Origin of the sequence: Streptomonospora nanhaiensis (assembly GCF_026642255.1) — a bacterium.
Classification (GTDB): domain Bacteria; phylum Actinomycetota; class Actinomycetes; order Streptosporangiales; family Streptosporangiaceae; genus Nocardiopsis; species Nocardiopsis tropica.
The window spans coordinates 1,241,634-1,266,567 of the sequence record NZ_CP113264.1; the positions used below are offsets into that span (position 1 = coordinate 1,241,634).

Below are 24,934 nucleotides of genomic sequence, written 5' to 3' on the forward strand. Positions count from 1 at the left end.
CGGGCCCCGGCGGACGGGGCCGCGTCCGCCGGCGCACGCCTGTGTTCCGGAGGTGGGCGAGGAGGCCACGCCGTAGTATCGGACACATGTGCGGTCGCTATGCCCAGTCCCGGAACGTGCACCAGCTGCAGCTCGCCTTCGGGCTGCCCGAGCAGGCCCTCCCCGAGGAGGCGGACCCCCGGTCGTGGCCTCCGCTGGAGGAGCTGGAGCCGGACTACAACATCTCGCCGGGAAGGCCGGTGTACGCCGTGCTCGGTCCGCCGCCCCGGGCCGGCGACCAGGGCCCGCCCGGGCCCAGGACCCTGCACACGCTGCGCTGGGGGCTCGTCCCCTCCTGGGCCAAGGACCGCAACGTCGGCTACCGGATGATCAACGCCCGGAGCGAGACGGTCGCCGACAAGCCGGCCTTCCGCACCGCCTACCGCCGCCGCCGGTGCCTGCTGCCCGCCGACGCCTACTACGAGTGGCAGCTCGTCGGCAAGGACGGCACCGTGCAGGCCAGCACCTCGCCCGCGACCGACCCCCAGCACAAGAAGCGCAAGGCCAAGGCCGACAAGAAGCCCTACTCGATCCACTACCGGGACGACCGCCCCCTGGCGATGGCGGGCATCTTCGAGCGCTGGCGCGACCCCGAGGTGCCCGAGGACGACCCCGCCGCCTGGGTGTGGAGCTGCGCGGTCGTCACCACCGAGGCGGCGCCCGGGCTCGACCACATCCACGAGCGCATGCCGGTCGTCGTGCCGCCGGAGGACTGGGCCGCCTGGCTGGACCCCGCCTCGGGCGCCGACGAGCTCGCGCACCTGCTGGGGGAGACCCCCGTCGACCGGTTCGCGGTCGACGAGGTGTCCACCGACGTCAACACCATCAAGAACAACCGCCCCGACCTGCTCGAACCCCTCACCGACACCGGGGGTGGCGAACCGGGGACACTTTTCTGACCCCTGTGACGGTGGACACGGCGGGGGCGGCCCTGTGTATGGTGTGCGTGGCCGAAGGGCCCCGGCACCGGGATCGAGGTGCCGCGGCACGCTCGACGTGCCCACACATGTGAATACGCAACGCGGGAGCTCGCGCCATGGCGGGCTGAGAGGGCGACTCGACGGTGTCGCCGACCGCAGAACCTGTTCGGGTAATTCCGACGTAGGGAGGCATGCCATGACGGCTACCGACGGTCGTGACGTCAGTTCCACCAGAGGTTCCGCCACCGCCGTTCACCGGGTGACCACTGGTCCCATCATGGGATCATCCAAGGTCTATCGCGAGGTCGTGACCCCGGAGGGGCACACGCTCCGCGTGCCCCGGCGCAGGGTGGGACTCAGCAACGGCAGCCACTTCGACCTGTACGACACCTCCGGCCCCTACACCGACGACGCCGTGTCCGTCGACGTCCACCGGGGCCTTCCCCCGACCCGCCTGGCCTGGGCCGGGGACCACCGGACGGCCGGCGGCGCGTCCACCCAGCTCGCCCGCGCGAAGGCCGGGACCCTCACCCCCGAGATGCGCTTCGTGGCCGAACGCGAGGGCGTGGACCCCGAGTTCGTCCGCTCAGAGGTGGCACTGGGCCGCGCGGTCATCCCCGCCAACCGGTGCCATCCCGAGTCCGAACCGATGATCATCGGCAAGAACTTCCTGGTCAAGATCAACGCCAACATCGGCAACTCCGCCGTCACCTCCTCCGTGCCCGAGGAGGTCGAGAAGATGGTGTGGGCCACCCGCTGGGGCGCCGACACCGTCATGGACCTGTCCACGGGCAGGCGCATCCACGAGACCCGCGAGCGCATCCTGCGCAACTCGCCCGTCCCGATCGGCACCGTGCCCATCTACCAGGCACTGGAGAAGGTCGACGGGGACCCGGCCCGGCTCAGCTGGGAGGTCTACCGGGACACCGTGGTCGAGCAGTGCGAGCAGGGCGTGGACTACATGACGGTGCACGCGGGGGTGCTGCTGCGGTACGTGCCGCTCACCGCCCGCCGGGTCACCGGCATCGTCTCCCGGGGCGGCTCCATCATGGCCGCCTGGTGCCTGGCCCACCACAGGGAGAGCTTCCTGTACACCCACTTCGAGGAGCTGTGCGAGATCCTCCGGGAGTACGACGTCACCTTCTCCCTCGGCGACGGGCTGCGACCCGGGTCGATCGCCGACGCCAACGACGAGGCCCAGTTCGCCGAGCTCCGCACCCTGGGGGAGCTCACCCACGTCGCCCGCGCGCACGACGTCCAGGTGATGATCGAGGGCCCCGGGCACGTCCCCATGCACAAGATCGCGGAGAACGTGCGCCTGGAGGAGGAGCTGTGCGGCGAGGCGCCGTTCTACACGCTCGGCCCCCTGGCCACCGACGTGGCCCCCGGTTACGACCACATCACCTCGGCGATCGGTGCCGCGCAGATCGGCTGGCTCGGCACGGCGATGCTCTGCTACGTCACGCCCAAGGAGCACCTCGGGCTGCCCGACCGCGACGACGTCAAGACGGGCGTCATCACCTACAAGCTCGCCGCGCACGCCGCCGACCTGGCCAAGGGGCACCCCGGGGCCCAGGAGTGGGACGACGAGCTGTCCAGGGCGCGGTTCGAGTTCCGCTGGCAGGACCAGTTCCACCTGTCCCTCGACCCCGAGACCGCCCGGTCCTTCCACGACGAGACCCTGCCGGCCGAACCGGCCAAGACGGCGCACTTCTGCTCCATGTGCGGGCCCAAGTTCTGCTCCATGAAGATCACCCAGGACGTGCGCCGCTACGCGGAGGAGCACGGTCTGGACACCGTCGCGGCCATCGAGCGGGGCATGGCCGACAAGTCGGCGGAGTTCTCCGAACAGGGCAAACGCGTGTACCTCCCCCTCGCCGAGTAGGGCGTGCGCCGCGGGCGCCCCGGCGGGTCCGGCCTCCGCGGGCCGGGCCCGTCCCCCGGGAGACCGGGGGGCGGGCCGCTCGCGGAGTGTGGAAGGCCGGAGTGTCCCCCCGGCCACCCCGCACCACGTGTGAGCTCCCGCGGACGCCCTCGTCCGCGACGGAGGGGACGCCGCTCAGCCGGGCTTGCGGGCGCTGGCGACCAGGTGCACGCCGACGTAGTCGTCGGACTCGGTCGCCCGCAGCTCCATCTCCACCAGGCGTCCCATCGACCTCGGGTCGCGGGCCAGCATCATCTCCACCGTGGAGGCGGACAGCACCGTGCGGGGCTTGATCCACTCCAGTTCCAGACCCGCGTCCGAGAGCGTCTCGGTGAGCTGCTCGGCGGTGAAGCACCGGGTGATGGAACCGTCGGGCCAGGGGACCAGGAGCACGTCCGCGCTCGGCGCGTGGCTCAGCTCCGGCCAGCAGTCCTGCTCGGCGAGCAGCGCCATGCCCAGCACCACGGAGTCCACGCACAGCAGGGCGCGTCCCCCCGGGCGCAGCACCCTGGCGACCTCCGCGACGGAGGACTCGGTGGCCAGGTGGCGCGACAGGACCCGGTTGTCGGCGATCACCCCGTCGAAGACCTCGGAGGCGAAGTTGCGCAGGAAGGCGGAGTCCCCGACGACGTGGCGCAGGCGTCCGCGCCGCGCCGGGCGCGGCACCACCGCGCGCCCGTTGACGAGGGTGAGCGGGCGGCGCACCGCCATGTCGGCGGAGGGGAGCAGGGTCACGACGTCGTGGCCGGCGGCCACCGCGCGCGGGGTGCCCTGGTAGTCGGGGCTGGACACGTCGAGGAGCCGGGAGGGTGCCTCGGGGAGCCAGCGGGCGATCTGCGCCTCCGCGACCGCCCAGTAGAACCGCCAGTAGTCCGAGAGGCGGTCGGGGGTGGCGAACTGCGCCGCGGGCGAGCGGGGGCGTTCGGAGGCAGGGGTTGAGGACGGTTGCACGTGCGCTCCTCTCCCATCCTTCAAGTGGTCCTACCCGCACTCTGCCATGCCTCACCTCCGATGACCGAGGCAAACGACAATTTCGGGCGGGTAAGGGACCTTCGTCCCCCCGGTGGCGCGGAATCAGCCCGGCGCGAACGTTGTTGTCCTCCACACCGCCACCGGAAGCGGACGTCCGGGGCGGACGAAAGTCCTATGAGGAGGGTCGTCAGAGCATGCCGACTGCCGGTTCATGTCTCGAGCGCGGGGAGACGGCGTCGCCGCCACGCGGTGGCGGTGCGCGGGTCAGGGCCACGGGACCGTATCGTTGGGGTATGGATGCCCCAGCTGGGACCAGTGCGAGGAGGCCGACGGGCTTGGAACAGGGCCAGGAGACAGCCGAGGAGAGGGACGAGCGGTTCGAGAGGGACGTGCTCCCCTTCCTCGACCAGCTCTACTCCGCGGCGTTGCGGATGACACGCAACCCCGCTGACGCGGAGGACCTCGTCCAGGAGACCTTCGCCAAGGCGTTCGGTTCGTTCCACCAGTTCAAACAGGGGACGAACCTCAAGGCGTGGCTGTACCGCATCCTCACCAACACCTTCATCAACTCCTACCGCAAGAAGCAGCGGGAGCCGAAGCAGGCGGGGACCGAGGACGTCGAGGACTGGCAGCTGGCCCAGGCCGCGTCGCACACCGCGGCCGGTCTGAAGTCGGCCGAGGCCGAGGCGCTCGAACACCTCCCCGACAGCGACGTCAAGCGGGCGCTCCAGGAGCTGCCCGAGGACTTCCGGATCGCCGTGTACCTCGCCGACGTCGAGGGCTTCGCGTACAAGGAGGTCGCCGAGATCATGGGGACGCCGATCGGGACGGTCATGTCCCGTCTGCACAGAGGCCGTCGCCAGCTCCGGTCGCACCTGGAGGAGTACGCGGCGGAGCGCGGCTTCCTGCCGGCGAGGGCGGCCGCGGCCGCCGGCGTCGCCTCGGGAACGTCCGCTGGTGGGGGTCAGGACGGGTCGGATCGAGGAGATCTGCGATGAGCGGCGGTCACGGCGAACACAGCGACACCCCGTGCAGCGAGGTGCTCGACAAGCTCTACACCTATATCGACGGTGAGCTCGAGGAGCGCAACTGCGAGCAGATCAGGGAGCACCTGGACGGCTGCAGCCCCTGCCTGGAGGAGTACGGGCTCGACGAGGCGGTGAAGAAGCTCGTGGCCAAGCACTGCGGTTGCGACCCCGTCCCGATGGACCTGCGCGACAAGGTGCTGGGGCGTCTGGCCCTGGCGCGCACGGAGCAGCTGGCCAAGGAGGCCGGCGCGGAGGCGCCGGGAGCGCCCGCCTGAGGGCCTCGTCCTCGGCCTCCGACACCCGAGACGGCGGTACCTGGAATTCCAGGTACCGCCATTGTCTATTTTGTGCCCCATTTCTGAATTGACTGACTCTGGCTCCTTGTGTGGCAATTTAGGGCTTTTGCGTGAATGTCTTCCCCGTTTCCCCGTGGCTGCCGGAGTTTTGGTCACGTGCGGACGCGGCAACCTTCTTGCAGCGTTCTTCGACACGCCCGGAACACCGGCTCCGTCCCAGGCCGTAACCGACTCGGAATGTTTTTTCCCCCGAGTCCCCCAGACTGTTGCGAATGGTTACTTTCCGTAGTCGTTCGAGGTGGTCTCGGTCGGGTGGGCCGAGGGCAATCGTCTTGACGGCGGGTAGTCCAACCTGCTTGTCCGATGATCAGTGGTTACTCAGAGTAATAGAATAAAATTACTAATTGAATTCGTAATTCCGCATTCCGGAACTTGTTGCCATCGCGGGGTTGCGGATCGACGGTGGTTCGGGTCGGAGGTAAACAGGAGTCTGCTGTTGCCCGTTAAACTGGTCGCCATATCCAACGAATGGGGTAATTTACGCGGCGTGCCCGGGGGAATGGAGGTGCGCCTGCGTCGGGGAGAGGGGAACAACGATGTTCATCAGCATGCTCCACACCGCGATCGGTGCTCTTTGGGTCGTAACCGCCTTCACCGGGTGGTCCTGGTGGTAGAACAGAACCGGTGAAACCATGACAGTCCGGTCGTCATTGGCGGGGGGTGAACGGGGGTGCGGGCTCTTCCTCAGGGCGCGCGTGTCTACGTCGGAATCATCGTTGTCAGTGCTGTCGCCATCGTGCTCATCGGTCCCTACTCGGGAATCGATCTGCAGACGCTGGTCCTCGTCGCGATCCTCTTCGTGGTCGCGGAGTCGATCAGCACAGCCGTCCTCAAGGGCGTCAGAGCGGGGATATCACCGAGCTCGGCCGTCTCGCTGGCCGCGGTGGTCCTGGTCGGACCGGTCGGTGCGGCGGTGGTCGGTTTCGCCTCCTGCCTCACGATCCGCAGGATGGACCTCGTCAAGAGGGCCTTCAACGGCGCGCAGTTCGCACTGGCGGCCTACGCGGCCGGACACGTCTACCTTCTGCTCGGCGGAACGGTGGGGGAACCGGGCCGGGAGGACTTCCCGGCCGTGGTGCTCCCCTACGTCGCCGCCGTCCTGACCCACTCCCTGGTCAACTCGGTCCTCATCGGCACCCTCATGTGGGCGCTCGGGGTCGTGCGGCCGGGGAGCCGGAGCAGGCTCCACTGGCGTCCCCTGGTCGCCGTCGAGCTGTCCTCCATGGGCTACCAGATGCTGGGGCTCGCCATCGCGGCCGTCTGGGGAGGGGTCGGACTCGTCGCCCCGCTCCTGGTCCTGCTGCCCCTGTTCATCGCCCGCTGGACCTTCGCCCAGCAGCTGGACGAGGCGCGCGCCCACGAGGCGACCCTCGCCACCCTCTGCCAGGCGGTGGAGACCAAGGACTACTACACCCGGGGCCACTGCATGCGCGTCGCCGAGGGCGCCGCCATGATCGCCCGGGAACTGGGTATGCCCGCCGAGCGGGTGCAGAAGATCCGGTACGCCGGAATGCTGCACGACATCGGCAAGCTCGGAGTACCCACCAAGGTGTTGCAGAAGACGGGCAAACTCACCGACGACGAGTACGCGGCCATCAAGCTCCACCCGACCCGCGGCTACGAGATCGTCCGCGAGATCAGCTTCCTGGACGAGGCGCTGGCCGGGATCCGCCACCACCACGAGCGCCTCGACGGGCGCGGCTACCCCATGGGGCTGGTGGGGATGGAGATCCCCGAGTCCGCGCGCATCATCAGCGTCGCCGACGTCTTCGACTGCCTCACCTCCACGCGCTCCTACCGGCAGGCGTGGTCGGCGGAGGACGCCATCGCCGAGCTCCGCGCCTGTGCCGGGACCCAGTTCGACCCCAGGATGGTGGAGGCCCTCGTGCGCGCCGTCGAACGGGAGGGCTGGGAGACGCCGGACATCGCCGAGCCCCCGGGCGGCTGCTACACCGAGGCGGACCCCACGAACCGGACCTGCCCGGGGTCCGTGGACACCGCGGCCGGCGACGAGGCGCCGGCTCCGGCGCCCGTGCCGGAGCCGGAGGAGGAGGCGGCCGACACGGCCGCTCCCGCCGACGCGGTGACGGGCGGGAGCGAGCGATGATGACCCAGAAGCAGTCCGACGGCGCGGGGACGTCGCGCCCGGCGCTGAGCGGACCCGAGGGCGGGGCCCTCAGCCACCAGCGCCCGCGCGGCCCCCTCTGGCGCACGGCCCGGCCGTTCCGCGCCGTGCTCGTCGGCTCGGTGGGGGCCGGGGCCCTGGCCGCCCTGGTGTGGACGGCCGCCACCGGTTTCGTCGAACCCTACGTGGCGCTCGCCTTCTGCCTGGTCATCGCGGTCGGAGAGCTGGCCAGGATCACGCTTCCGGGATCGCGCGAGGTCGCGCCGATCGCCTCGGCCGGTGCGATCAGCTACGCCTTCCTGCTCACCCTGGGCGCCGGGCCGCTCCACCACTCCGCCTGGCAGGTGGTGGCGGTGGTCGCGCTGGGCGTGGCACTGGGGGAGCTCCCGCACGTCGCGGTGGGGCGCAGCCCCCGGGTCGAGGACGCGGTCCGCAGGGTGCTCGCCGCCACGGTGCTCGCGGTGGCCTTCCGTCCGCTGGCCGAGCAGCTGGGGCTGGTGGGGCCGTCGGTGACGGCCACGCTGCTGATGGCCGCACTGGTGCTGCTCACCTGGTTCGCGGACTCCCTGGTCGCGGCCGTGCTCAGGGCGGAGCGCCTGCGCACGAGGCTCATGGTCGCCGTCCGGGACGAGCTGCGCGCCCAGTTCGCCACGGGCGCCGCGATCGGCTCCAGCGGTGTGCTGATCGCGCTCGCCTGCACGGTGACCGGCCTGGCCGGCCTCCTGGTGTTCACGGCGCCCCTGCTGGTGTCCCAGGCGGCCTTCCGCCGCCACGCGGAGGTGCGGCGGACCTACCTGGAGACGGTGCGCGCGCTGTCGCGGGTGACCGAGGTGGGCGGGTACGTCGAGAACGGCCACTCGCGCCGGGTCAGCCAGCTGTCCCACGGGATCGCCTGCGAGCTGGGACTGGCCGAGGCCGAGCTGCTGGAACTGGAGTACGCGGCGCTGATGCACGACATCGGCCAGCTGTCGCTGCGGGAGCCCATCGCGGGCGGGGCGACCGTGCTCGCCTCCCCGCGGGAGCAGAGGCGGATCGCCGAGCTCGGATCGGCGATCATCCGGGAGACCGGCGTGCTGGACAACGTCGCGGAGACGGTCCGGCGCCAGTGCGAGCCGCTCGCGGGCGACGGCGACGAGGGGGTGCCGCCCCTGGGCAGCAGGATCATCAAGGTCGCCAACGCCTTCGACGACCTGGTGGGGGAGAACGGGGACGCGGAGCGCCGCGCCGCCGTGCTGGAACGCCTGCGGATGGACACCGACAGCGAGTACGACCCCCGCGTGGTCGACGCCCTGGCCTCGGTGCTCGCCCGGGTCTGAGCCGCCTCCCGGCGCAGGGACGGCCCCGCCTGCGCTTCCCCGGACGCCCCGGCGGGGCGCGGGGGGAGCGGCGGGGCCCGTCAGTCCAGGGGCGGGCGCAGGCGGGTGACGAACTTGTAGCGGTCGCCGCGGTACAGCGACCGCACCCACTCCACCGGGTGGCCGTCGCCGTCGAAGCTGTGCTGGCAGTGCAGCACCAGGGGCAGGCCGACGTCCACGCCCAGCAGCCGGGCCTCGTTGGGGGTGGCCAGGACCGTCTCGATCGACGCCTCCGCCTCGGCCAGGGAGACGTCGTAGGCGCTCGCCAGGGCTTCGTACAGCGAGGCGTAGCGGTCCAACTGGCGCCGGAGGCCCGGGAAGCGCCGTGCGGCGAGGTGGGCGGTCTCCACGGCCATCGGCTCGCCGTTGGCCAGGCGCAGCCGCTCGATGCGCAGCACGCGGCCGCCCGAGCGGATCGCGAGGAGCTCGGCGAGCTGGTCGTCGGCGTTGATGTAGCTCACGTCCAGGATGCGGGTCGCCGGGTGCAGGCCGTGCGCGCGCATCTCCTGCGTGTAGCTGGTGAGCTGGAGCACCTGGGCGACCTTCGGCTTGGCCACGAACGTGCCCTTGCCCTGGATACGGAGGAGGCGGCCCTCCACCACCATCTCGGTCAGCGCCTGGCGCACCGTCGTCCGGGACGTGCCGAACTGGGTCGCCAGCGCCCTCTCCGGGGGGACCGGGTTGCCCGCGGGCATCGCCTCGATCAGCTCAAGGAGCTGCTTCTTCACCTGGTAGTACTTCGGCACCCGGGGGTTGCCGTCCAGTGTGCGCTGACCAGTCATCAGTCTCCTCCGCCGCGTCCCGCGCTTGCCGCACACACCCCGCCGGCGTGGCCGGTACGGCGGGCGGGCGGCCGCCGATTGGTGTGGACCACTGGTCGAGTGCGTACCCCTTGAGTATGCACGCCTTCATGGGATGATTTGTGAGTGCCTCACCTCAGTGATCTCATCCGGCGACACACGTCACTCAAACAAGCGGACCTGGAGTGGATCCACTCCCTGGTCTCGGACTGGCAGCTCCTCGCGGACCTGTCCTTCGCGGACCTCGTGCTGTGGGTGCGACTGCGCGAGGACGACGGCTGGGTGTCGATCGCCCAGATGCGCCCCACGACCGGCCCGACCGCCTTCCAGGACGACCTGGTCGAGGCCGTGCTCCTGGACGACATGACGGATGTCACGTCGCGGACGGCGTCGCGGGCGGTCGGCCGCAGGGCCCTCATCGACCGCGCGTGGAGCGAGGGGCGGATCTGCCGCGACGGCGACCCGGACTGGTCCGGGGGGGTCCCCGTGCGGGAGGAGACCATCCCGGTGCGCCGCGAGGGCAACCTCATCGGCGTCATCCAGCGCAGCACCAACCTGAGCTCGGCGCGCACGCCCAGCCGCCTGGAGCTGACCTACCTCCAGAGCGCGGGCGACCTGGCGCAGATGATCGCCGAGGGGGCGTTCCCGTTCAGCGACCAGGGGCCGCTCATGGTGCGGTCCCCGCGCGTGGGCGACGGGCTCCTGCGGCTGGACCAGAACGGCGAGGTGGTCTACGCCAGCCCCAACGCCCTCTCGGCCTACCGGCGGCTCGGGCTGGCGGCCGACCTGGTGGGCGCGCGCCTGGACCGCACCACCCTGGAGCTGGCCGCCACGGGGGAGGCGCGGGACGAGGCGCTCACCTACACCGCGAGCGGCCGTGCGCCGCAGGAGGCGGAGGTGGAGACGCGCGGCGTCACCGTGCAGCTGCGTGCCATCCCCCTGGTCATCGACGGGGTGCGCATAGGGGCGCTGGTGATGGTCCGCGACGTCACCGAGCTGCGGCGCCGCGAGCGCGAGCTGATGACCAAGGACGCCACCATCCGGGAGATCCACCACCGGGTCAAGAACAACCTCCAGACGGTGGCCGCCCTGCTGCGGCTGCAGTCCCGGCGCCTGGACGTGCCCGAGGCGCGGGCGGCGCTGGACGAGGCGGTGGGCCGGGTCGGGTCCATCGCGATCGTGCACGAGATGCTCTCGCACACCCCGGACGAGGTCGTGGACTTCGACGACATCGCCGACCGGGTGATCCAGATGGCGGCGGAGGTCTCCTCGACCGGCGGAACGGTCGTGCCCCGCAGGGTCGGCGGCTTCGGGCTGCTGAACGCCCTGGTGGCGACGCCGCTGTCGATGGTGCTCGCCGAGCTCGTGCAGAACGCCGTCGAGCACGGGCTGGAGCAGGGGCCGGGGCGGATCGAGGTGCGGGTGCGCCGGTTCGACCCGGAGCCCGCCCATCCGGGCTCGGGGAGCCTGGAGCTGGCCGTGTCCGACGACGGCGGCGGGCTGCCCCTCGACTTCGACCTGGAGGGCGCCACGAGCCTGGGACTCCAGATCGTGCGGACCCTCATCGTGGGCGAGCTGGGGGGAACCCTGGCGATCAAGCCGATGGAGAGCGGCGGGACCGAGGTCGCCATCAGCCTGCCGCTGGAGCGCGAGGAGGGCGAGGTGCCCTGAGGGAGGTCTCCCCGGAAGGGGAGGCGCGCGGTCCCCGTCGCGCCGCGGGGACCTCTCGTGCTCCCCGTGTGCGCACGGGGGAGCGCCGTCCGTCGGGACGCGCCTCCCGCGGCGGGTTCCGCCGCGGGGGTTCCGCCGGTGTCACCGGAGGGGGTGCGCCGGTGCGGCGGTGTACCGCTGTGGCCGCGGGTGCGGCCGAGGGGGTGTCAGCTGCGGACCATGGAGCGGTGGGAGGAGCCGCGGCGCTTCTTGAGCAGGCGGCGCTCGTCCTCGCTGGTGCCGCCCCACACACCGCCGTCCTGGCCGCTCTCCAGCGCCCACTTCAGACAGGCCGAGCTGACGGGGCAGCGCTGACAGACCGCCTTCGCTTCCTCGATCTGGATCAGTGCGGGGCCGAAGTTCCCGATGGGAAAGAAGAGTTCGGGGTCTTCGTCACGGCAGGCTGCGTCATGGCGCCAGTCCATGCGGTCCACTCCTCACGGTGAGGCGATCGGATGCTTGTGAAGCTTTTCACGATCGTGCGCGTGTGCGGATTGTGCGAAGGGCGCCCGATGGATGGGTCCCATCGGAGGATGTCCAGGCCGAGATGGTTCAGGTTTCACCCCACGGCCATGTGGGAAGCGCCCAAATTAACTCGCCCGTAACTCGCGGCGATATCTTGAGCGTGACAGGGTTCCCCGGGGCATGCAAGAGGTCCCGAGGCCGAAGGTCCTGATCGGTGTGTCAGGTGCGTCACAGTGCTTGCGAATGGCATCTATCGCCGCAATTAACAGATGATTCGTAATGCCTTCGGTACAGAGTGGAAGTTGACCTGTTCTCGGTCGCCCAGGTATTCGCCGTCGATTTGGAACGCCCTGGGGTGCGACGACGTGATGCGGAGAGAGTCCTGGTCATGCCACGTGGCGTAGCCGTCCCCCTGCGCGGGCAAGCCTTTGGGGAAGAACATTTGGGAAAGAACCCAGCCGGTGATCGCGTGTGACGAGTGGGTCAGGGCGAAAGCGTCCAGCCCCAGCTCGAAACGGGACGCGGGGGTCGGCTGAAGGGGGAGGGCGCCCGCGTACGTCCACGGTGTGGTGTTGGTGACGAGCGCGAAATACACCTCTTCGAGGGTCCTTCCGCGACTGGACACGCTTAGTGACGGATCGCGGATATCGCCCTGGAAGAACAGCTTTACCGCGACTTCGGCGTACAGCGCCGGGGTGGCCTTGCGGCCGTTCGCGCGCTCGTGCTCCACCTGCTGGACCACATCGGCGTCCCATCCGAAGCCGGCACAGAAAGTGAAGTAGCGGTCGTCCTGGTCGCTGGTGATCCGCCCGAGGTTGATCTCGCGCTCGCGCCCCTCGCGGACCGCCTCGAGCACCGCGCCGGTCGCCTCCACCGGATCGCCGGGCACTCCGAGGGCGCGGATGAACACGTTGGCGCTGCCGCCCGGGATCACCGCGTAGCGCGGACGCTTCAGCCCCTCGGGGGCCGTCAGGAGGCCGTTGACCACCTCGTTGACGGTGCCGTCGCCGCCGAGGCTCAGCACGAGCTCGTAGCCGCGGGCCGCGGCCTCGCGGGCGAGGACCACGGCGTGGTCGCGGTACTCGGTCTCGGCGACGGTGATGTCCAGCTCCGAGGCCAGGGCGCCCAGGATCACCTCACGGGTCCGTGACGTGGTCGTGGTCGCCTGGGGGTTCACGATGAATAGGGCGCGCACCCGCTCAGTGTAGGCGTTCGGGGGGTACGGGGCCCGCCGTACCCGTGACGAGCCCCGCGGGCGTCCGCCGCAGGGCCCGCGCGGCCGGGCGCGAAGCCCGGGGGCGGGCGGCGGGGCCGCGCGGGCGCGTATAGGCTCGTCGGGTGTCTTCTCGTCCCGTCACTGTCGTCGCCGCAGCAGCACTGGAGGCCCTGATCGGGCTGGCCGCGGCGGTCGGCGGACTCTACAGCTTCGTCATCGCCGTCACCGGCCGGGCCGGCGACCTCACCAACGCGATCCCCCTGGCCGCCCTGGGCCTGGGCGTGGGCGCGCTGCTGGTGTTCGTCGCGCGGGGGCTCTGGCAGCTCAGGGAGTGGGCCAGGACGCCGGTGTTCGTCACGCAGCTCTTCCTCGCGGTGGTGTCCTACTACATGTTCACCAGCGAGCAGTACGCGATCGGGGCGGTGCTGCTGGGCGTGGCCGTGTGCGCCTCCGCCGCGGTGCTCTCGCCGCCGACGACCGCGGCGCTCTTCCCCGAGGAGCGGGGGAAGTAGCTCCGCGGCCGCCCGCGGCGGACCGCCGTCCGCTCAGTCGTCCGTGGTCAGGGCCTGGCGCAGCTGCGCCAGTGTGCGTGCCAGCAGACGGGACACGTGCATCTGCGAGATCCCCAGTTCCTGGGCGATCTGCGACTGGGTCATGTTGCCGAAGAAGCGCAGCAGCAGGATGCGCTTCTCCCGCGGCGGGAGCTGTTCCAGGAGGGGCTTGAGCGACTCCCGGTACTCCACGCCCTCCAGGGACTCGTCCACGATGCCCAGCGAGTCGGCCACCGCGGGGGCGTCCTCGTCACCGCTGTCGGGAGCGTCCAGCGACACCGTCGAGTAGGCGTTGGCGGACTCCAGGCCCTCCAGCACCTCCTCCTCGGTCATCTGGAGGTGGGCGGCGAGCTCCGCCACGGTCGGGGAGCGCCCCTCCCGCTGTGACAGGTCGCTGACCGCCTTGGTGAGCGAGAGCTTCAGCTCCTGGAGGCGGCGGGGAACCCGCACCGCCCAGCCCTTGTCGCGGAAGTGGCGCTTGATCTCACCGACGATGGTCGGGGTCGCGTAGGTGGAGAACTCCACCCCGCGCTCCAGGTCGAACCTGTCGATGGACTTGATCAGCCCGATCGTGGCCACCTGGGTGAGGTCGTCCAGCCACTCGCCGCGGTTGCGGAAGCGTCGGGCCAGGTACTCCACCAAGGGCAGGTGGAGCTCCACCAGTTCGTCGCGGATCCGACGGCGCTCCTCGGAGTCCGCGTCGAGTTCGTTAAGGCGCTCGAACAACAGTCTCGCTCGCGCCCGGTCGGGCACCGCGTGTTCGGTCTTCGCTGTCAGAGCGGGCCCCCTTTCGCTCACGCCGACTCCAGGGTGCCGCGGCGTTTGTACAGGACGATGTAGACGCGGTCGTCCGGACCGACCCCCGAGTCGACCTCGCCCGCGAGGGCGGAGAGGACGGTCCACGCGAAGGTGTCGCGGGCGGGAAGGCGGCCGTCTGCGGTGAGCACCGAGACGGAGATGCGCATTCCCTCGGGGGTGAGTTCAAATTCCGTGGTCAGTTCTGTGCCGGGCAACGCCTGGGAGAGGAGCATTGCGCAGGCCTCGTCGACACCGATCCTCAGGTCCTCGATCTCGTCGAGGGTGAAATCGAGTCGCGCGGCCAGGCCGGCCGTCGCCGTCCGCAAGACGGACAGATAAGCGCTGTCCGCAGGCATGTTGACGGTGACAGCGTCCCTGACGCCAATGGCGTCGGCCGTGGGCACAGCGGTTTCTTCGGTCACGTCCCTCCTTCGGGGGGCGAGGTTGCCGCTTGAAAGCAATGTATCTCGTTTCACCCTGCCACTGACGCAGGGAGAACGGATCGTGTCCGATGGATCCGGAATGAAGGCGAGACGATCGCCCCCTCTCAGTCCCGCGGGGAGCCCAGGGCGGTCAGCGCCGCGCCGTCCAGGCGGCGCACCGTCCATCCGTCCATGGGCCGGGAGCCGAGCGCCTCGTAGAACCGGATCGAGGGCTCGTTCCAGTCGAGGACGGACCACTCCAGGCGGGAGTAGCCGCGCTCCACGCAGATCTCCGCCAGGGTCCGGAGCAGGGCCAGGCCGTGGCCCCCGCCGCGCGCCTCCTGGCGGACGTACAGGTCCTCCAGGTAGACGCCGTGCCTGCCGGTCCAGGTGGAGAAGTTGAGGAACCAGAGCGCGAACCCGACGGGAACGGCGTCGCCGTCCCCGCCGACGTCCTCCGCGATGTGCGCGAACACCGACGCGTCCGGGCCGAAGAGCGCGGTGCGCAGGTCGTCCTGGGTGGCGACCGCCGCCTCGGGCTCCTTCTCGTACTCGGCGAGCTCCCGGATCATCCGGTGGATGACGGGGACGTCGTCGGGCCGGGCGGGACGGATCATCGGGTCACCTCGGGTCGCGGATCGGCGGACACGGTCACCCACAGCCTATGCGCTGGGGAGGGAGGAACCCGTGGGCCGCCCGCGCGGCCGGGGGACGGGGCGCCCGGCCGTCCGCACGCGGGAGGGCCGTGGGTCCTCACGGGGCCGGGGAGCGGGGGCGGCGGGCGCGTTCGGCACGGCCCGGAAGCCCTACCGCCCGCGCTCATGGCCGGTGGGCGACCACGCGTTCGACGAGACCCAGCACCAGGCGGTCGTGGTGGCCGATCTCGAAGCCGACCTCCGCGGCGACCTCCCTGGGCAGGCGGCGCGGGTTCTCGCGGCGCTGCTCGACGAGCCGTCCGGGCAGCCGGGCGTACTCGATGTGGTCGACCATGAGGAGCCTGCCGCCCGGCACCAGGACCCGGTACATCTCCGCCAGCGCGCGCCGCTGGTCCGGCACGGCGCACAGCGCCAGCGTGCACAGGACGGTGCCGAAGGTCTGGTCGGGGAAGTCCAGGTCCTGGGGGTCGCCCTCGACGAGGCGGGCGGGCATGCCCAGCTCGTCGGCCCTCTCGCGGGCCCGGGACAGCGCCTCCGGGTCGGGGTCGATGCCGGTGAGCCGGACCTGGGGAGGGTAGTGGCGCAGGTTCCTGCCCGCGCCCACCGCCACCTCCAGCGTGTGCCCCCGGGCCCCGGCGCACAGGATCTCCCGCGTCCGGCGCATGGCCGGGCTCTGGAAGCGCCCGCCGTGGTCGTGATGGGCGGTCGGCCGCTCCCCGCGCCTGCGGCCGTCCTCGGTGCGCGAATCCATGTCTCCCCCTGGCAGCGGCGCCTACACCACGACTCTGGGTCCCCGCCGTCTTCGGGTCAAGGGGAAGACGGGGCGCGTTCCCGGCCGGTTCCGGCCTTCCGGCCCCGGGCGGGCCCTCCCGGGACCGGGCCGGAAGACGCGGGCGCCCCGCACCGGCGGTGCGGGGCGCCCGGGGAAGGAGACCGACTCTAGAGCACCTTGGACAGGAAGGCCCGGGTGCGCTCGTGCCTGGGGGAGGAGAGCACCTCGGAGGGCACCCCGGACTCCACCACGAGGCCGTCGTCCATGAACACCAGGGAGTCGCCGACCTCGCGGGCGAACCCCATCTCGTGGGTGACGACCACCATGGTCATGCCTCCCCGGGCCAGGTCGCGCATGACGTCCAGGACCTCGCCGACCAGCTCCGGGTCGAGCGCGCTGGTGGGCTCGTCGAACAGCATGAGGGCCGGTTCCATGGCCAGCGCGCGGGCGATCGCCACGCGCTGCTGCTGGCCGCCGGAGAGCTGGTCCGGGTAGGCGTCCGCCTTGTCCGGCAGGCCCACGCGCTCCAGGAGCTCCAGGGCCTTGGCGGTGGCCTCCGCGCGCGGGACCTTCTTGACCTGCACCGGGGCCTCGATGATGTTGCCGACGACGCTCAGGTGCGGGAACAGGTTGAACCGCTGGAAGACCATCCCGATGTCGCTGCGCTGGGCGGCGATCTCGTTGTCGCGGAGTTCGTACAGGCGGCCGCGCTTCTGCCGGTAGCCCATGAGCTCCCCGTTGACCCACAGCCGTCCGGCGGAGAGCTTCTCCAGGTGGTTGACGCACCGGAGGAACGTCGACTTCCCCGACCCCGAGGGGCCGATGATGCACATGACCTCACCGCGCCTGACCTGGAGGTCGATGCCCTTGAGGACCTCCAGCCGCCCGAAGCTCTTGTGCACGTTGTCGGCCACCACGAGCGCGTCGGCGGGCAGCTCGGCGCCCTCGGCCGTCTCGATTACCTGCTCGCCCATCAGTGAGCCCCTCCGACGATGCGGCCGCGGATACCGCCGTACTGCCCCGGATTGAACCTGCGCTCGATGAAGTACTGGCCGACCATCAGCACGCTGGTGATGGTGAGGTACCACAGGCAGGCGGCGACCAGCATCGGGAAGATCTGGTAGGTCCGGGATCCGATGGCCTGGAGCTGGTAGAACAGCTCGATGGTGACCGGCACGTACGCCAGCAGCGCTGTGTCCTTGAGCATGGCGATGGTCTCGTTGCCCGTGGGCGGGATGACGACCCGCATGGCCTGCGGCAGGGTGATCCGCCGCATGATCCTGCCGCGGCCCATGCCGAGGGCCTGCGCGGCCTCGGTCTGCCCCTTGTCGACGGACTGGAGCCCGGCCCGGATGATCTCGGCCATGTAGGCGCCCTCGGAGAGCGACAGGGCGAGCAGGCCCGCCACGTAGCCGCTCAGGAGGGTGCGGGTGTCGATCTCGAAGAAGCGGGCGTCGCCCTCCAGCCCGAGCCACGGCATCCAGTAGTTGTCGAACGGCAGGCCGATGGCGATCGTGGTGTACAGGATGGCGATGTTGCCGAAGAGCACCGCCAGTACCAGGCGGGGCACACCGCGGAAGAACCAGGTGTACAGCCACGAGACCGCCATCAGGACGGGGTTCCCGGAGAGCCGCATCACCGCGAGGACGATGCCCAGGACGATGCCGATGAGCATCGAGAGCACGGTGGCGCTGATGGTGACCCACACGCCGCGGACCACCGGGTCCGAGAACATGTGCTCCAGCATGAACGGCCAGTTGAACGCGTCGTTCGTGAACAGCATGTGCACGAACATGGCGGCGAGAACCAGGATCACCGCCGCGGCGACCCACCGCTCCGGGTAGCGGACGGGGACGGCGGTGACGGGCTCGGTGGAGCGGCCCGGGGTCGGATTCGGCGACCCCGGACCGCTCACCGGTTCGGTCGGTGAGGACACAGGTCAGTCTTTCGCTCGGTGGATGTCTGTGGGGGTTGTGCCCCTACAGCTCGGGGTTCACCTCGGCGGTCTCCAGGACACCGGCCTCGACGCCCCACTCGCCCAGGATCTCGGTGTAGGTGCCGTCCTCGATGATGGCGTTGAAGGCCGCGGCGACGGCCTCGGCGAGCTCCGTGTCCTCCTTGTGGGTGAGGACGCCGTACGGGGCGGCGTCGTACTGCTCCCCGATGAGCTCCAGGACGCCCTCGCCGGTCTGCTCCAGCGCGTAGACGGCGGTGGGCATGTCGGCCAGGGACGCGTCGTTGACCCCGGAGACGACGGTCTCGGTCGCGAGCGGCTGGTTCTCGAACTTCTGGATGGTGATGGCCTCTTCGCCGGCCTCGACGCAGGCCTCGCTGCGCGCCTCGATGTCGGCGTCGTGGGTGGTGTCGGACTGGACCGCGATGCGCATGCCGCAGGCGTTGTCGGGGTCGACGTCCTGCGGGTTGCCGGTCTGGGCGAACCACTGGGTGCCCGAGGAGAAGTAGCTGATCATGTTGACCTGCTCCATGCGCTCCTCGGTGACGGTGAACGAGGACGAGCCCAGGTCGTAGGTCCCGGTGTCGACGCCGATGACGATGGAGTCGAAGGCGGTCGGCACCCACTCGGCCTCCAGGCCGAGCTTGCCGAGGGCCGCGGTGACCAGGTCCACGTTGAAGCCGAGGGCCGTCTCGCCGTCCTCGTCCAGGTACTCCCCGGGCGGGTAGGAGGCCTCGACGCCGATCGTGACGGAACCGGCCTCGGCGATGTCCGCGGGCACCAGCGCGGCGAGCTCCTCGTCGACCTCGACGGCGGGGGCCTCGGGCGTCGCGGTCTCCTCCGAGGCGCCGCCGTCCCCGCCGCACGCGGTCAGGGCCAGGACGCCGGCGACGGACAGGGCGCCCAGGGTGAGAGGCGCGGAGTGGGGCTTGAGCAGAGCCATCGTGGGGTCTCCTTCAGAGCACGGAGTGCCTGGTCGGAGGCGGGTTCGTGGCCCCACCGCCCGAGCCAAAACGACTATTGAGATCATTGTGCGACAAAAGCTGATAAGTCGGTGCCGTCCTATCGTGCCGACCCGCGATTTTCCTGTGGTCACCGTTGTGAGAGGATTGCGTAACGGGTCATCCCCGTGAGAGGCGACCGCGCAGTACTCGCATAAGAGTCCGGCGAAGAACGACTCACCCCCGGCGACACCACCGGTCATGGCCGACCGGCACCGGAGGAGAGCTCCCCTGGCACCTTCACTTCTTCGCGCGCGGTTCGCACCACTGCCAAGGTCCGCCCCCGTCATGGCCGACGGCCGGGTGGACACGCACACCGAGGGGTTTGAGTAGTGACGACCGTTTCGCGTACCCAAGACCAGCATTCCCACCTCGACGAGGACCCGGCCTTCGCGCTGCACCGCGGTGGCAAGCTCCACATCTCCTCCTCCGTCGACGTCCACGACCACGAGGGGCTGTCCCTCGCCTACACCCCCGGCGTCGCCCGCGTCTGCGACGCCATCGCCGAGACCCCCGAGCTCGTCGAGACCTACACCTGGAAGAGCAACCTGGTCGCCGTCGTCACCGACGGCACCGCGGTGCTGGGCCTGGGCGACATCGGCCCCGAGGCCTCCCTGCCCGTCATGGAGGGCAAGTCGCTGCTGTTCAAGCAGTTCGGCGACGTCGACTCCGTGCCGATCGCCCTGGGCTGCACCGGCGTCGACGAGATCGTCGAGACCGTGGTCCGGATGGCCCCGTCCTTCGGCGGGATCAACCTGGAGGACATCGCGGCCCCCCGCTGCTTCGAGATCGAGCGCCGGCTCCGCGAGCGCCTCGACATCCCCGTCTTCCACGACGACCAGCACGGCACGGCGATCGTCACGGTCGCCGCGCTGCACAACGCCGCGCGCCTGACCGGCCGCACCCTCGCCGACCTGCGCGTCGTCGTCTCCGGGGCGGGCTCCGCCGGGGTCGCCGTCACCAAGATGCTCATCGACGGCGGGATCGGCGACATCGCCGTCGCGGACTCCAAGGGCATGATCCACGACGGCCGGGAGGACCTGAACCCGGTCAAGCAGGAGCTGGCCGGGATCAGCAACCGGGCCGGGCTGCGCGGCTCCATCGAGAGCGCGCTCGCCGGCGCCGACGTGTTCATCGGCCTGTCCTCCGGGGAGGTCCCGGAGTCGGTCGTGGCCACCATGGCCGACGACGCGATCATCTTCGCGATGGCCAACCCCAAGCCCGAGGTGCACCCCGACGTCGCCCGCAAGTACGCGAGCGTCGTCGCCACCGGGCGCAGCGACTTCCCGAACCAGATCAACAACGTGCTGGCCTTCCCCGGCGTGTTCCGGGGGGCGTTCGACGCCCGCGCCACGGACATCACCGAGAACATGAAGCTGGCCGCGGCCGAGGCGCTCGCCGGGCTCGTCGGCGACGACCTGGCCGCCGACTACGTCATCCCCAGCCCCTTCGACCCGCGGGTGGTCCCCGCGGTCTCCGCCGCGGTCGCCGCCCAGGCCCGCGAGGACGGGGTCGTCCGCGCGTAGGACCGGCGCACCGTTCCGCGACCGCGGGGCGGAGGCGCCGGTCGGACGCGGCCGCGGGACGCACCACGCGGGACCGCGGTGAGACGACGGGGCCCCGGCGCGCACGCGCCGGGGCCCCGTTCCCGTGTGCGGGGGCCCGGGACCCGTACACGGGAACGGGGCGGCCGGTGGCGTCGAGTCGCCTCGGAGGACCCTGCACGGGCCCGGCCCCGAGGTCCCGGCGGGCGCAGCCCGTCCCTCCCCTGTGCGCGGACGGCCCCGGCGCCTCCGGGGGTGGGGCCGGCCCCACCCCGGAACCGGGGGAGGGGCGTAGGGCGGCGCCGGGGGCCGCGGCCGTAGGTTCTTCCAGGTCACCCGCGCCACCGAGGGCGCGGACCCGAGCGAGGAGCCCCGCCGCCGATGAACGACCCCGACCCCGCCCCCCACAGGCGCCGCCCCCGCGGGCGGTGGGCGGTGACGGCGCTGCCCGCCGCTCTCGCCGTCCTCGCCGCGGTCTGCGCGGTGACGGCAGCGCCGCGCCCCTACGAGCTCGGACCGCGGTCCGGCGGGGACACGGAGCTGGCCGCACAGGTCCGGGACGGGATCACCGATCCCACCGGCTACCACGGGTTGGCGGTCGCCGTCGTCGAACCGGACGGGTACGGCGCGCTCCGCGTGCGCACGGCGGAGCTGGGCGGTGCCGGGACCGGCGGCGATCCGGTGGGCCGACGGACCTTGTTCGGGTCCGCCTCGGTCGCCAAGGTCCTCCCCGGGATGCTGCTCGCCGACATGGTCGACCGCGGCGAACTCACCCCGGACACGCGCGTCGGCGACCTCCTGGACGGCCTCGACTTCGCCGACCCGGTCCTGTCGGGGGTCACGGTGGAGGAGCTGGCGACGCACACGGCGGGGCTGAGCAGGGAGGAGACCAGTCTGCCCCAGACCCTGTGGCAGTTCGCCGCCAAGCACCACCCCGAGCCCCCCGGCTCCGTCGAGGAGTTCCTGGAGGACGTCGCCGGGCGGGCGAGGGTCGACCCGGGGCTCCGGGGGACCAACCACTACTCCAACACCGGCGTCGACCTGCTGGGGCACGCCCTCGCGGCCCGCGCGGGGACCGACTACGCGGACCTGGTCCGGGAGAGGATCCTGGAGCCCCTGGACATGGACGACAGCGCGGTCTGGACCGACGGGGCCGGGCCGGGGTTCGGTGTGCACGACGCCGACCGCGGGCGACCCCTCGTCCCGGACCGCGCCGAGGCCAACAGCCCCTCCGGCGGGCTGGTCACGACCGCGTACGACCTCGGCCTGCTCCTGGCCGCGGTGATGGACGGCTCGGCCCCGGGCGCCGGGGCGGTGCTGCCTGTCGCCCCCGGCGACGTCGAACGGCGCGAACAGGGCCTCGGCTGGTACGTGGAGACGCTGGGAGGCGTGCCGATCACCGGCCACGGCGGCAACGCCACGACCAACGGCCACACGGCGTGGATCGGCTACGCCGGCGGCCGGGGCGCCGTCGTCCTGTCCGACACGCACCGGTTCAGCGAGGACATCGGCATCAGGTTGCTCGGGGTCGAGGAGTCCAGCCCGGACAACGCGGCGGGGGAGCGGCTCTACGGAGCGGCCACCGCCCTTCTCGCGCTCGTGCCGGGCCTCCTCGCCCTGGGGTTCGCCGCCCGGCGCCGACCGGGGGTCCTGTGGCGCCGCCCCACCGACCGGCTGGGCCTGCTCGCCCACGGGCTCGCCGGGGCGGCGCTGCTCGAGTACGCGCGCCTCGCCGGGTTCTGGCACCTGGTGTCCCCGTGGGCATGGGTTGCGGGGGTATTCCTCCTGGCGGCGTCCCTGGCGGTGGGCGCGTACCGGTGGCCGGAGCTCCCGACCGCGCGGGGGGCCCGGCGGTGGGCGCGGTGGGTGCTGGTGCTCCCCGTCGCCGCGGCGGGCACGGCCCTTCTGGCGGCCCTGGCCTCCCTCTGACCCCGCCGGGGCGGGGGGACACGAGAGGGCCCGGCAGGCGCGCCCCCGCGACGCCTGCCGGGCCCCGATCGTTCGACTACCGGTCCTTGCCACCGCTCCCGTCGGCGGAGCCGCTCCCGGGTTCCGGGGCGTCGCCGCCCTCCGCGGCGCCGTCCGCGTTCCCGTCACCGGGATCGCCGACGGCCTCGCTCCAGGGGTCCCCTCCCGGGGCGGAGGGCATCGGCCGGGCCTCCGGCCCGTCCTGGGCCCGCTCCCCGGGAGCCGCGTGCGTCCCGGCCGGTCCGCCGGAGTCGCCGGGGCCCTCGGGGCCGGGGCCCTCGGGGCCGGGGGCGTCCCCTGCGTCCCGTGCCTCCTCGGCGGCGTCCCCGGACGTCCCGGTCCCGGCGCCGCCGTCCCCGGTCGGGCCCCAGTTCCGCGCGTCCTTGCGGATCACCTCGACCGTGTCGTCCAGGATGCGCCGGAGGTCGTGCGCCGCCGCCTCGCCGACGTGGCCCGCCTCGCGGACGACGTCGCGCACCCTGTCGCCGAAGTCGCGCAGAGCTTGGTCGAACTCGGGCCCCCCGGCCCGGCGCTCGGAGTCACCGCGGCTCCAGACCGCGCCGAACGCGCCGAAGCCCTGGGCGAAGCGCTCCCACTCGCGGGCCCAGCGGGAGCCGTCCTCGCAGCCCTGGTCCCCGGGCCTGTCCCGGGCCCCGTCCTGCCGGCCGGAGGACTCCTCCGACGGATCCCCGGCCTCCGGGGCGCGCCGTTCCGAGGTGTCGGCCCCCTCCGCGGAGGGGGCGGGCCCCGGGGCCTCCTCGCGACCGCCGTCGGTCCGGTCGCCCCCGGCCGGGGGCTCGGGGCGGCGCGCGCCGCCCGCGGCGAACTTCAGCTCCTCGCGCAGCGAGCTGATGGTGGCGCGCACGTCCTGCTTGACCGCCCGCGCGACGTCCCGGACGGAGTCGGTGAGCTCCTTCTCCAGGTCGTCGAGGTCGCCGCTGCGGCCGCGCAGTTCGGCGCGGCCCTTGTCCGTGAGCCGGTAGACCTTGCGGCCGCCCTCCTCGGTGTGGGTGACCAGGCCCTCCTCCTCCAGCCGCGCGAGGCGCGGGTAGATGGTGCCGGGGGAGGGCGAGTACACCCCGAGGAAGCGGTCGCGGAGCAGGCTGATGATCTCGTAGCCGTGCCGCGGGCTCTCGTCCAGCAGTTTGAGCAGGTAGAGCCGCAGTCTGCCGTGGCCGAAGATGGTGCTCATTCAGGCCCCCTCGGGGATCGCGGCCGGTGCCTCGGGCGCGCGCCGCAGCAGCGCGGTCCGCCCCGACGCGGAGTTGACGGTGATGGAGGCGGGGTCGACACCGCTGCCGATCTTTCCGCTGAGGATCGTCCTGGCCGGGGCGCTGCGCCGGTCCAGGCCGAAGTCGGAGTTCACGGGCGAGGTCGAGGTGCGCAGCTCGACGGTCGCCGAGGTGTCGGCGGGGACCCGCAGGGCGATCTCCCCGGACACCGAGTTGAGCCGCACCCGGCCGGCGGGCGCGATGTCGGTGTCGGCGAGCAGCTGGCCCGACACGGTCTTGGCGCTCAGCGCGGAGAGGCGGCCGCCGGCCACCGCCAGCTGGCCGCTGACGCTGTTGAACTTGAGGTTGCCGCTGGCGCCCCGCACGGCGGTGTTGCCCGAGACGGTGGCGATCTCGGTCTCGCCCGAGGCCTCGTCGAGGGTGATCTCGCCGGAGGCGGTCCGCAGCTGGCTGCGTGCGCTGATCCCCGCCGCCACGATGGGCGCGGTGGCCGTGGTGACCTCCACCGGGCAGTCGTGGGGAAGGCGCAGGTTGACGGTCGCCCTGCGGTGCTGCACGCGCTTGTAGGCGGAGAGCTGCATCGGGCGGAGCCGGTCCAGGAAACCGGGCCCGGTGAGGTCCTCGTACTGGATGGTGAGGATGCCCGCCTCCTGGGTGACCAGGAGGGGGTCGCCCACGATGTCGGTGACTTCGAAGGTGGCCGGGTCGTCGGTGGGCAGGATGTTGACGTGACCGCCGATGATCCGGACCCGCAACGCGACGATGCCGTCCAGGGTCTGGGTCATCGGCCTGTCGATGGTCCAACGCGCCATCGTGTGATCCCTTCGCTTGCTCTGTGCCTTCACGATATGTCGCGAGTGGGGGGAACTCAAGATATGTCGCGTAGTTTCGGGGGCGGTTCAGGGGGGAGCAGGGGTTCTCCCCGAGGCCGGACCGGGGCCCGGGCCCCGGTCCGGCCCCGGGGACGAGCGCTCCGGCGGGGCGCCCGGCGGAGCGGGCCGCGCGTACGGCCTCCCGCCGGCGCCGGCCGGGCGCGCCCCGAGGCGGCCGGGCGTCCGGCCCCGGACACGGGAAAGGGGCCCGGGTCGCCATGACCCGGGCCCCTCACACCCCGCCGCTCACGCGG

23 protein-coding genes are annotated in these 24,934 nt (G+C 71.7%); 10 read left to right on the top strand and 13 right to left on the bottom strand.

Features of this window, described 5'->3' with window-relative positions; translation table 11 throughout:
* The first annotated feature begins 86 nt into the window (after positions 1 to 86).
* Complete coding sequence (locus OUQ99_RS05540) at positions 87 to 938, top strand: SOS response-associated peptidase (protein ID WP_267948345.1); 852 nt, start codon at positions 87 to 89, stop codon at positions 936 to 938.
* A gap of 217 nt (positions 939 to 1,155) precedes the next feature.
* Positions 1,156 to 2,844 carry a phosphomethylpyrimidine synthase ThiC gene (thiC, locus tag OUQ99_RS05545; RefSeq protein ID WP_267948346.1) on the top strand — a complete coding sequence of 563 codons (1,689 nt, stop codon included), beginning with the start codon at positions 1,156 to 1,158 and terminating at the stop codon, positions 2,842 to 2,844.
* A gap of 174 nt (positions 2,845 to 3,018) precedes the next feature.
* Here the strand turns inward: thiC and OUQ99_RS05550 are convergent, their stop codons facing one another.
* Positions 3,019 to 3,834: a class I SAM-dependent methyltransferase gene (locus tag OUQ99_RS05550; RefSeq protein WP_267948347.1), complete on the bottom strand. Its 816-nt coding sequence runs from the start codon at positions 3,832 to 3,834 to the stop codon at positions 3,019 to 3,021.
* Positions 3,835 to 4,190: 356 nt separating this feature from the next.
* Here OUQ99_RS05550 and OUQ99_RS05555 point away from each other — a divergent pair, with 356 nt between their 5' ends.
* From OUQ99_RS05555 to OUQ99_RS05570, 4 genes are all read left to right on the top strand, one after another.
* A complete protein-coding gene (locus OUQ99_RS05555) occupies positions 4,191 to 4,853 on the top strand; it encodes a sigma-70 family RNA polymerase sigma factor (RefSeq protein ID WP_276567186.1) in 663 nt (220 codons plus the stop codon).
* The gene (rsrA, locus tag OUQ99_RS05560; protein ID WP_267948349.1) at positions 4,850 to 5,158 is read left to right on the top strand and encodes a mycothiol system anti-sigma-R factor; all 309 of its coding nucleotides are present in this window, start codon (positions 4,850 to 4,852) and stop codon (positions 5,156 to 5,158) included. The genes OUQ99_RS05555 and rsrA overlap by 4 nt, the downstream gene beginning before the upstream one ends.
* Positions 5,159 to 5,975: 817 nt before the next feature.
* Positions 5,976 to 7,346, top strand: a complete 1,371-nt coding sequence (locus OUQ99_RS05565; protein WP_267950265.1) for an HD-GYP domain-containing protein — start codon at positions 5,976 to 5,978, stop codon at positions 7,344 to 7,346.
* Positions 7,346 to 8,680, top strand: coding sequence for an HD-GYP domain-containing protein (locus OUQ99_RS05570; RefSeq protein WP_267948350.1), 1,335 nt, complete (start codon positions 7,346 to 7,348; stop codon positions 8,678 to 8,680). The genes OUQ99_RS05565 and OUQ99_RS05570 overlap by 1 nt, the downstream gene beginning before the upstream one ends.
* Before the next feature lie 80 nt (positions 8,681 to 8,760).
* On the opposite strand, the gene OUQ99_RS05575 is transcribed toward OUQ99_RS05570, so the two are convergent.
* The gene (locus OUQ99_RS05575) at positions 8,761 to 9,501 is read right to left on the bottom strand and encodes a GntR family transcriptional regulator (protein ID WP_267948351.1); all 741 of its coding nucleotides are present in this window, start codon (positions 9,499 to 9,501) and stop codon (positions 8,761 to 8,763) included.
* A gap of 144 nt (positions 9,502 to 9,645) precedes the next feature.
* On the opposite strand from OUQ99_RS05575, the gene OUQ99_RS05580 reads away from it, so the two are divergent.
* Positions 9,646 to 11,190, top strand: a complete 1,545-nt coding sequence (locus tag OUQ99_RS05580; protein ID WP_267948352.1) for a sensor histidine kinase — start codon at positions 9,646 to 9,648, stop codon at positions 11,188 to 11,190.
* 206 nt (positions 11,191 to 11,396) lie between these two features.
* Here the strand turns inward: OUQ99_RS05580 and OUQ99_RS05585 are convergent, their stop codons facing one another.
* The gene (locus OUQ99_RS05585) at positions 11,397 to 11,654 is read right to left on the bottom strand and encodes a WhiB family transcriptional regulator (RefSeq protein WP_267948353.1); all 258 of its coding nucleotides are present in this window, start codon (positions 11,652 to 11,654) and stop codon (positions 11,397 to 11,399) included.
* Between the two features lie 302 nt (positions 11,655 to 11,956).
* Positions 11,957 to 12,889, bottom strand: coding sequence for a diacylglycerol/lipid kinase family protein (locus OUQ99_RS05590; RefSeq protein ID WP_267948354.1), 933 nt, complete (start codon positions 12,887 to 12,889; stop codon positions 11,957 to 11,959).
* 143 nt (positions 12,890 to 13,032) lie between these two features.
* Between OUQ99_RS05590 and OUQ99_RS05595 the strand changes: the two genes are divergently transcribed.
* On the top strand, positions 13,033 to 13,422 hold the full coding sequence (locus OUQ99_RS05595) for a hypothetical protein (protein WP_267948355.1): 390 nt from the start codon (positions 13,033 to 13,035) through the stop codon (positions 13,420 to 13,422).
* Between the two features lie 33 nt (positions 13,423 to 13,455).
* Here OUQ99_RS05595 and OUQ99_RS05600 read toward each other — a convergent pair whose 3' ends face one another.
* The 7 genes from OUQ99_RS05600 to OUQ99_RS05630 all read right to left on the bottom strand — a co-directional run bounded on the left by OUQ99_RS05600 (position 13,456) and on the right by OUQ99_RS05630 (position 19,006).
* Entirely contained in the window at positions 13,456 to 14,214 is a 759-nt protein-coding gene (locus tag OUQ99_RS05600) for an RNA polymerase sigma factor SigF (RefSeq protein ID WP_267950266.1), read from the bottom strand.
* Positions 14,215 to 14,255: 41 nt separating this feature from the next.
* A complete protein-coding gene (locus tag OUQ99_RS05605) occupies positions 14,256 to 14,681 on the bottom strand; it encodes an anti-sigma factor (protein ID WP_267948356.1) in 426 nt (141 codons plus the stop codon).
* Between the two features lie 125 nt (positions 14,682 to 14,806).
* Positions 14,807 to 15,298: a GNAT family N-acetyltransferase gene (locus OUQ99_RS05610; RefSeq protein ID WP_267948357.1), complete on the bottom strand. Its 492-nt coding sequence runs from the start codon at positions 15,296 to 15,298 to the stop codon at positions 14,807 to 14,809.
* Positions 15,299 to 15,500: 202 nt separating this feature from the next.
* Complete coding sequence (locus OUQ99_RS05615; RefSeq protein ID WP_267948358.1) at positions 15,501 to 16,088, bottom strand: class I SAM-dependent methyltransferase; 588 nt, start codon at positions 16,086 to 16,088, stop codon at positions 15,501 to 15,503.
* Positions 16,089 to 16,276: 188 nt separating this feature from the next.
* The gene (locus OUQ99_RS05620; RefSeq protein WP_267948359.1) at positions 16,277 to 17,083 is read right to left on the bottom strand and encodes an amino acid ABC transporter ATP-binding protein; all 807 of its coding nucleotides are present in this window, start codon (positions 17,081 to 17,083) and stop codon (positions 16,277 to 16,279) included.
* Positions 17,083 to 18,045: an amino acid ABC transporter permease gene (locus OUQ99_RS05625; RefSeq protein ID WP_267948360.1), complete on the bottom strand. Its 963-nt coding sequence runs from the start codon at positions 18,043 to 18,045 to the stop codon at positions 17,083 to 17,085. The genes OUQ99_RS05620 and OUQ99_RS05625 overlap by 1 nt, the downstream gene beginning before the upstream one ends.
* A gap of 43 nt (positions 18,046 to 18,088) precedes the next feature.
* Complete coding sequence (locus OUQ99_RS05630; RefSeq protein ID WP_267948361.1) at positions 18,089 to 19,006, bottom strand: ABC transporter substrate-binding protein; 918 nt, start codon at positions 19,004 to 19,006, stop codon at positions 18,089 to 18,091.
* A gap of 390 nt (positions 19,007 to 19,396) precedes the next feature.
* On the opposite strand from OUQ99_RS05630, the gene OUQ99_RS05635 reads away from it, so the two are divergent.
* Positions 19,397 to 20,590 (top strand): NAD(P)-dependent malic enzyme, encoded by a 1,194-nt coding sequence (locus OUQ99_RS05635; protein ID WP_267948362.1) that lies wholly within the window; start codon positions 19,397 to 19,399, stop codon positions 20,588 to 20,590.
* 399 nt (positions 20,591 to 20,989) lie between these two features.
* On the top strand, positions 20,990 to 22,537 hold the full coding sequence (locus tag OUQ99_RS05640) for a serine hydrolase domain-containing protein (protein WP_267948363.1): 1,548 nt from the start codon (positions 20,990 to 20,992) through the stop codon (positions 22,535 to 22,537).
* Between the two features lie 76 nt (positions 22,538 to 22,613).
* Here OUQ99_RS05640 and OUQ99_RS05645 read toward each other — a convergent pair whose 3' ends face one another.
* Together OUQ99_RS05645 and OUQ99_RS05650 are read right to left on the bottom strand one after the other, a co-directional pair.
* On the bottom strand, positions 22,614 to 23,768 hold the full coding sequence (locus OUQ99_RS05645; RefSeq protein ID WP_267948364.1) for a PadR family transcriptional regulator: 1,155 nt from the start codon (positions 23,766 to 23,768) through the stop codon (positions 22,614 to 22,616).
* Positions 23,769 to 24,620, bottom strand: a complete 852-nt coding sequence (locus OUQ99_RS05650) for a DUF4097 family beta strand repeat-containing protein (RefSeq protein WP_267948365.1) — start codon at positions 24,618 to 24,620, stop codon at positions 23,769 to 23,771.
* Between the last annotated feature and the right edge of the window lie 314 nt (positions 24,621 to 24,934).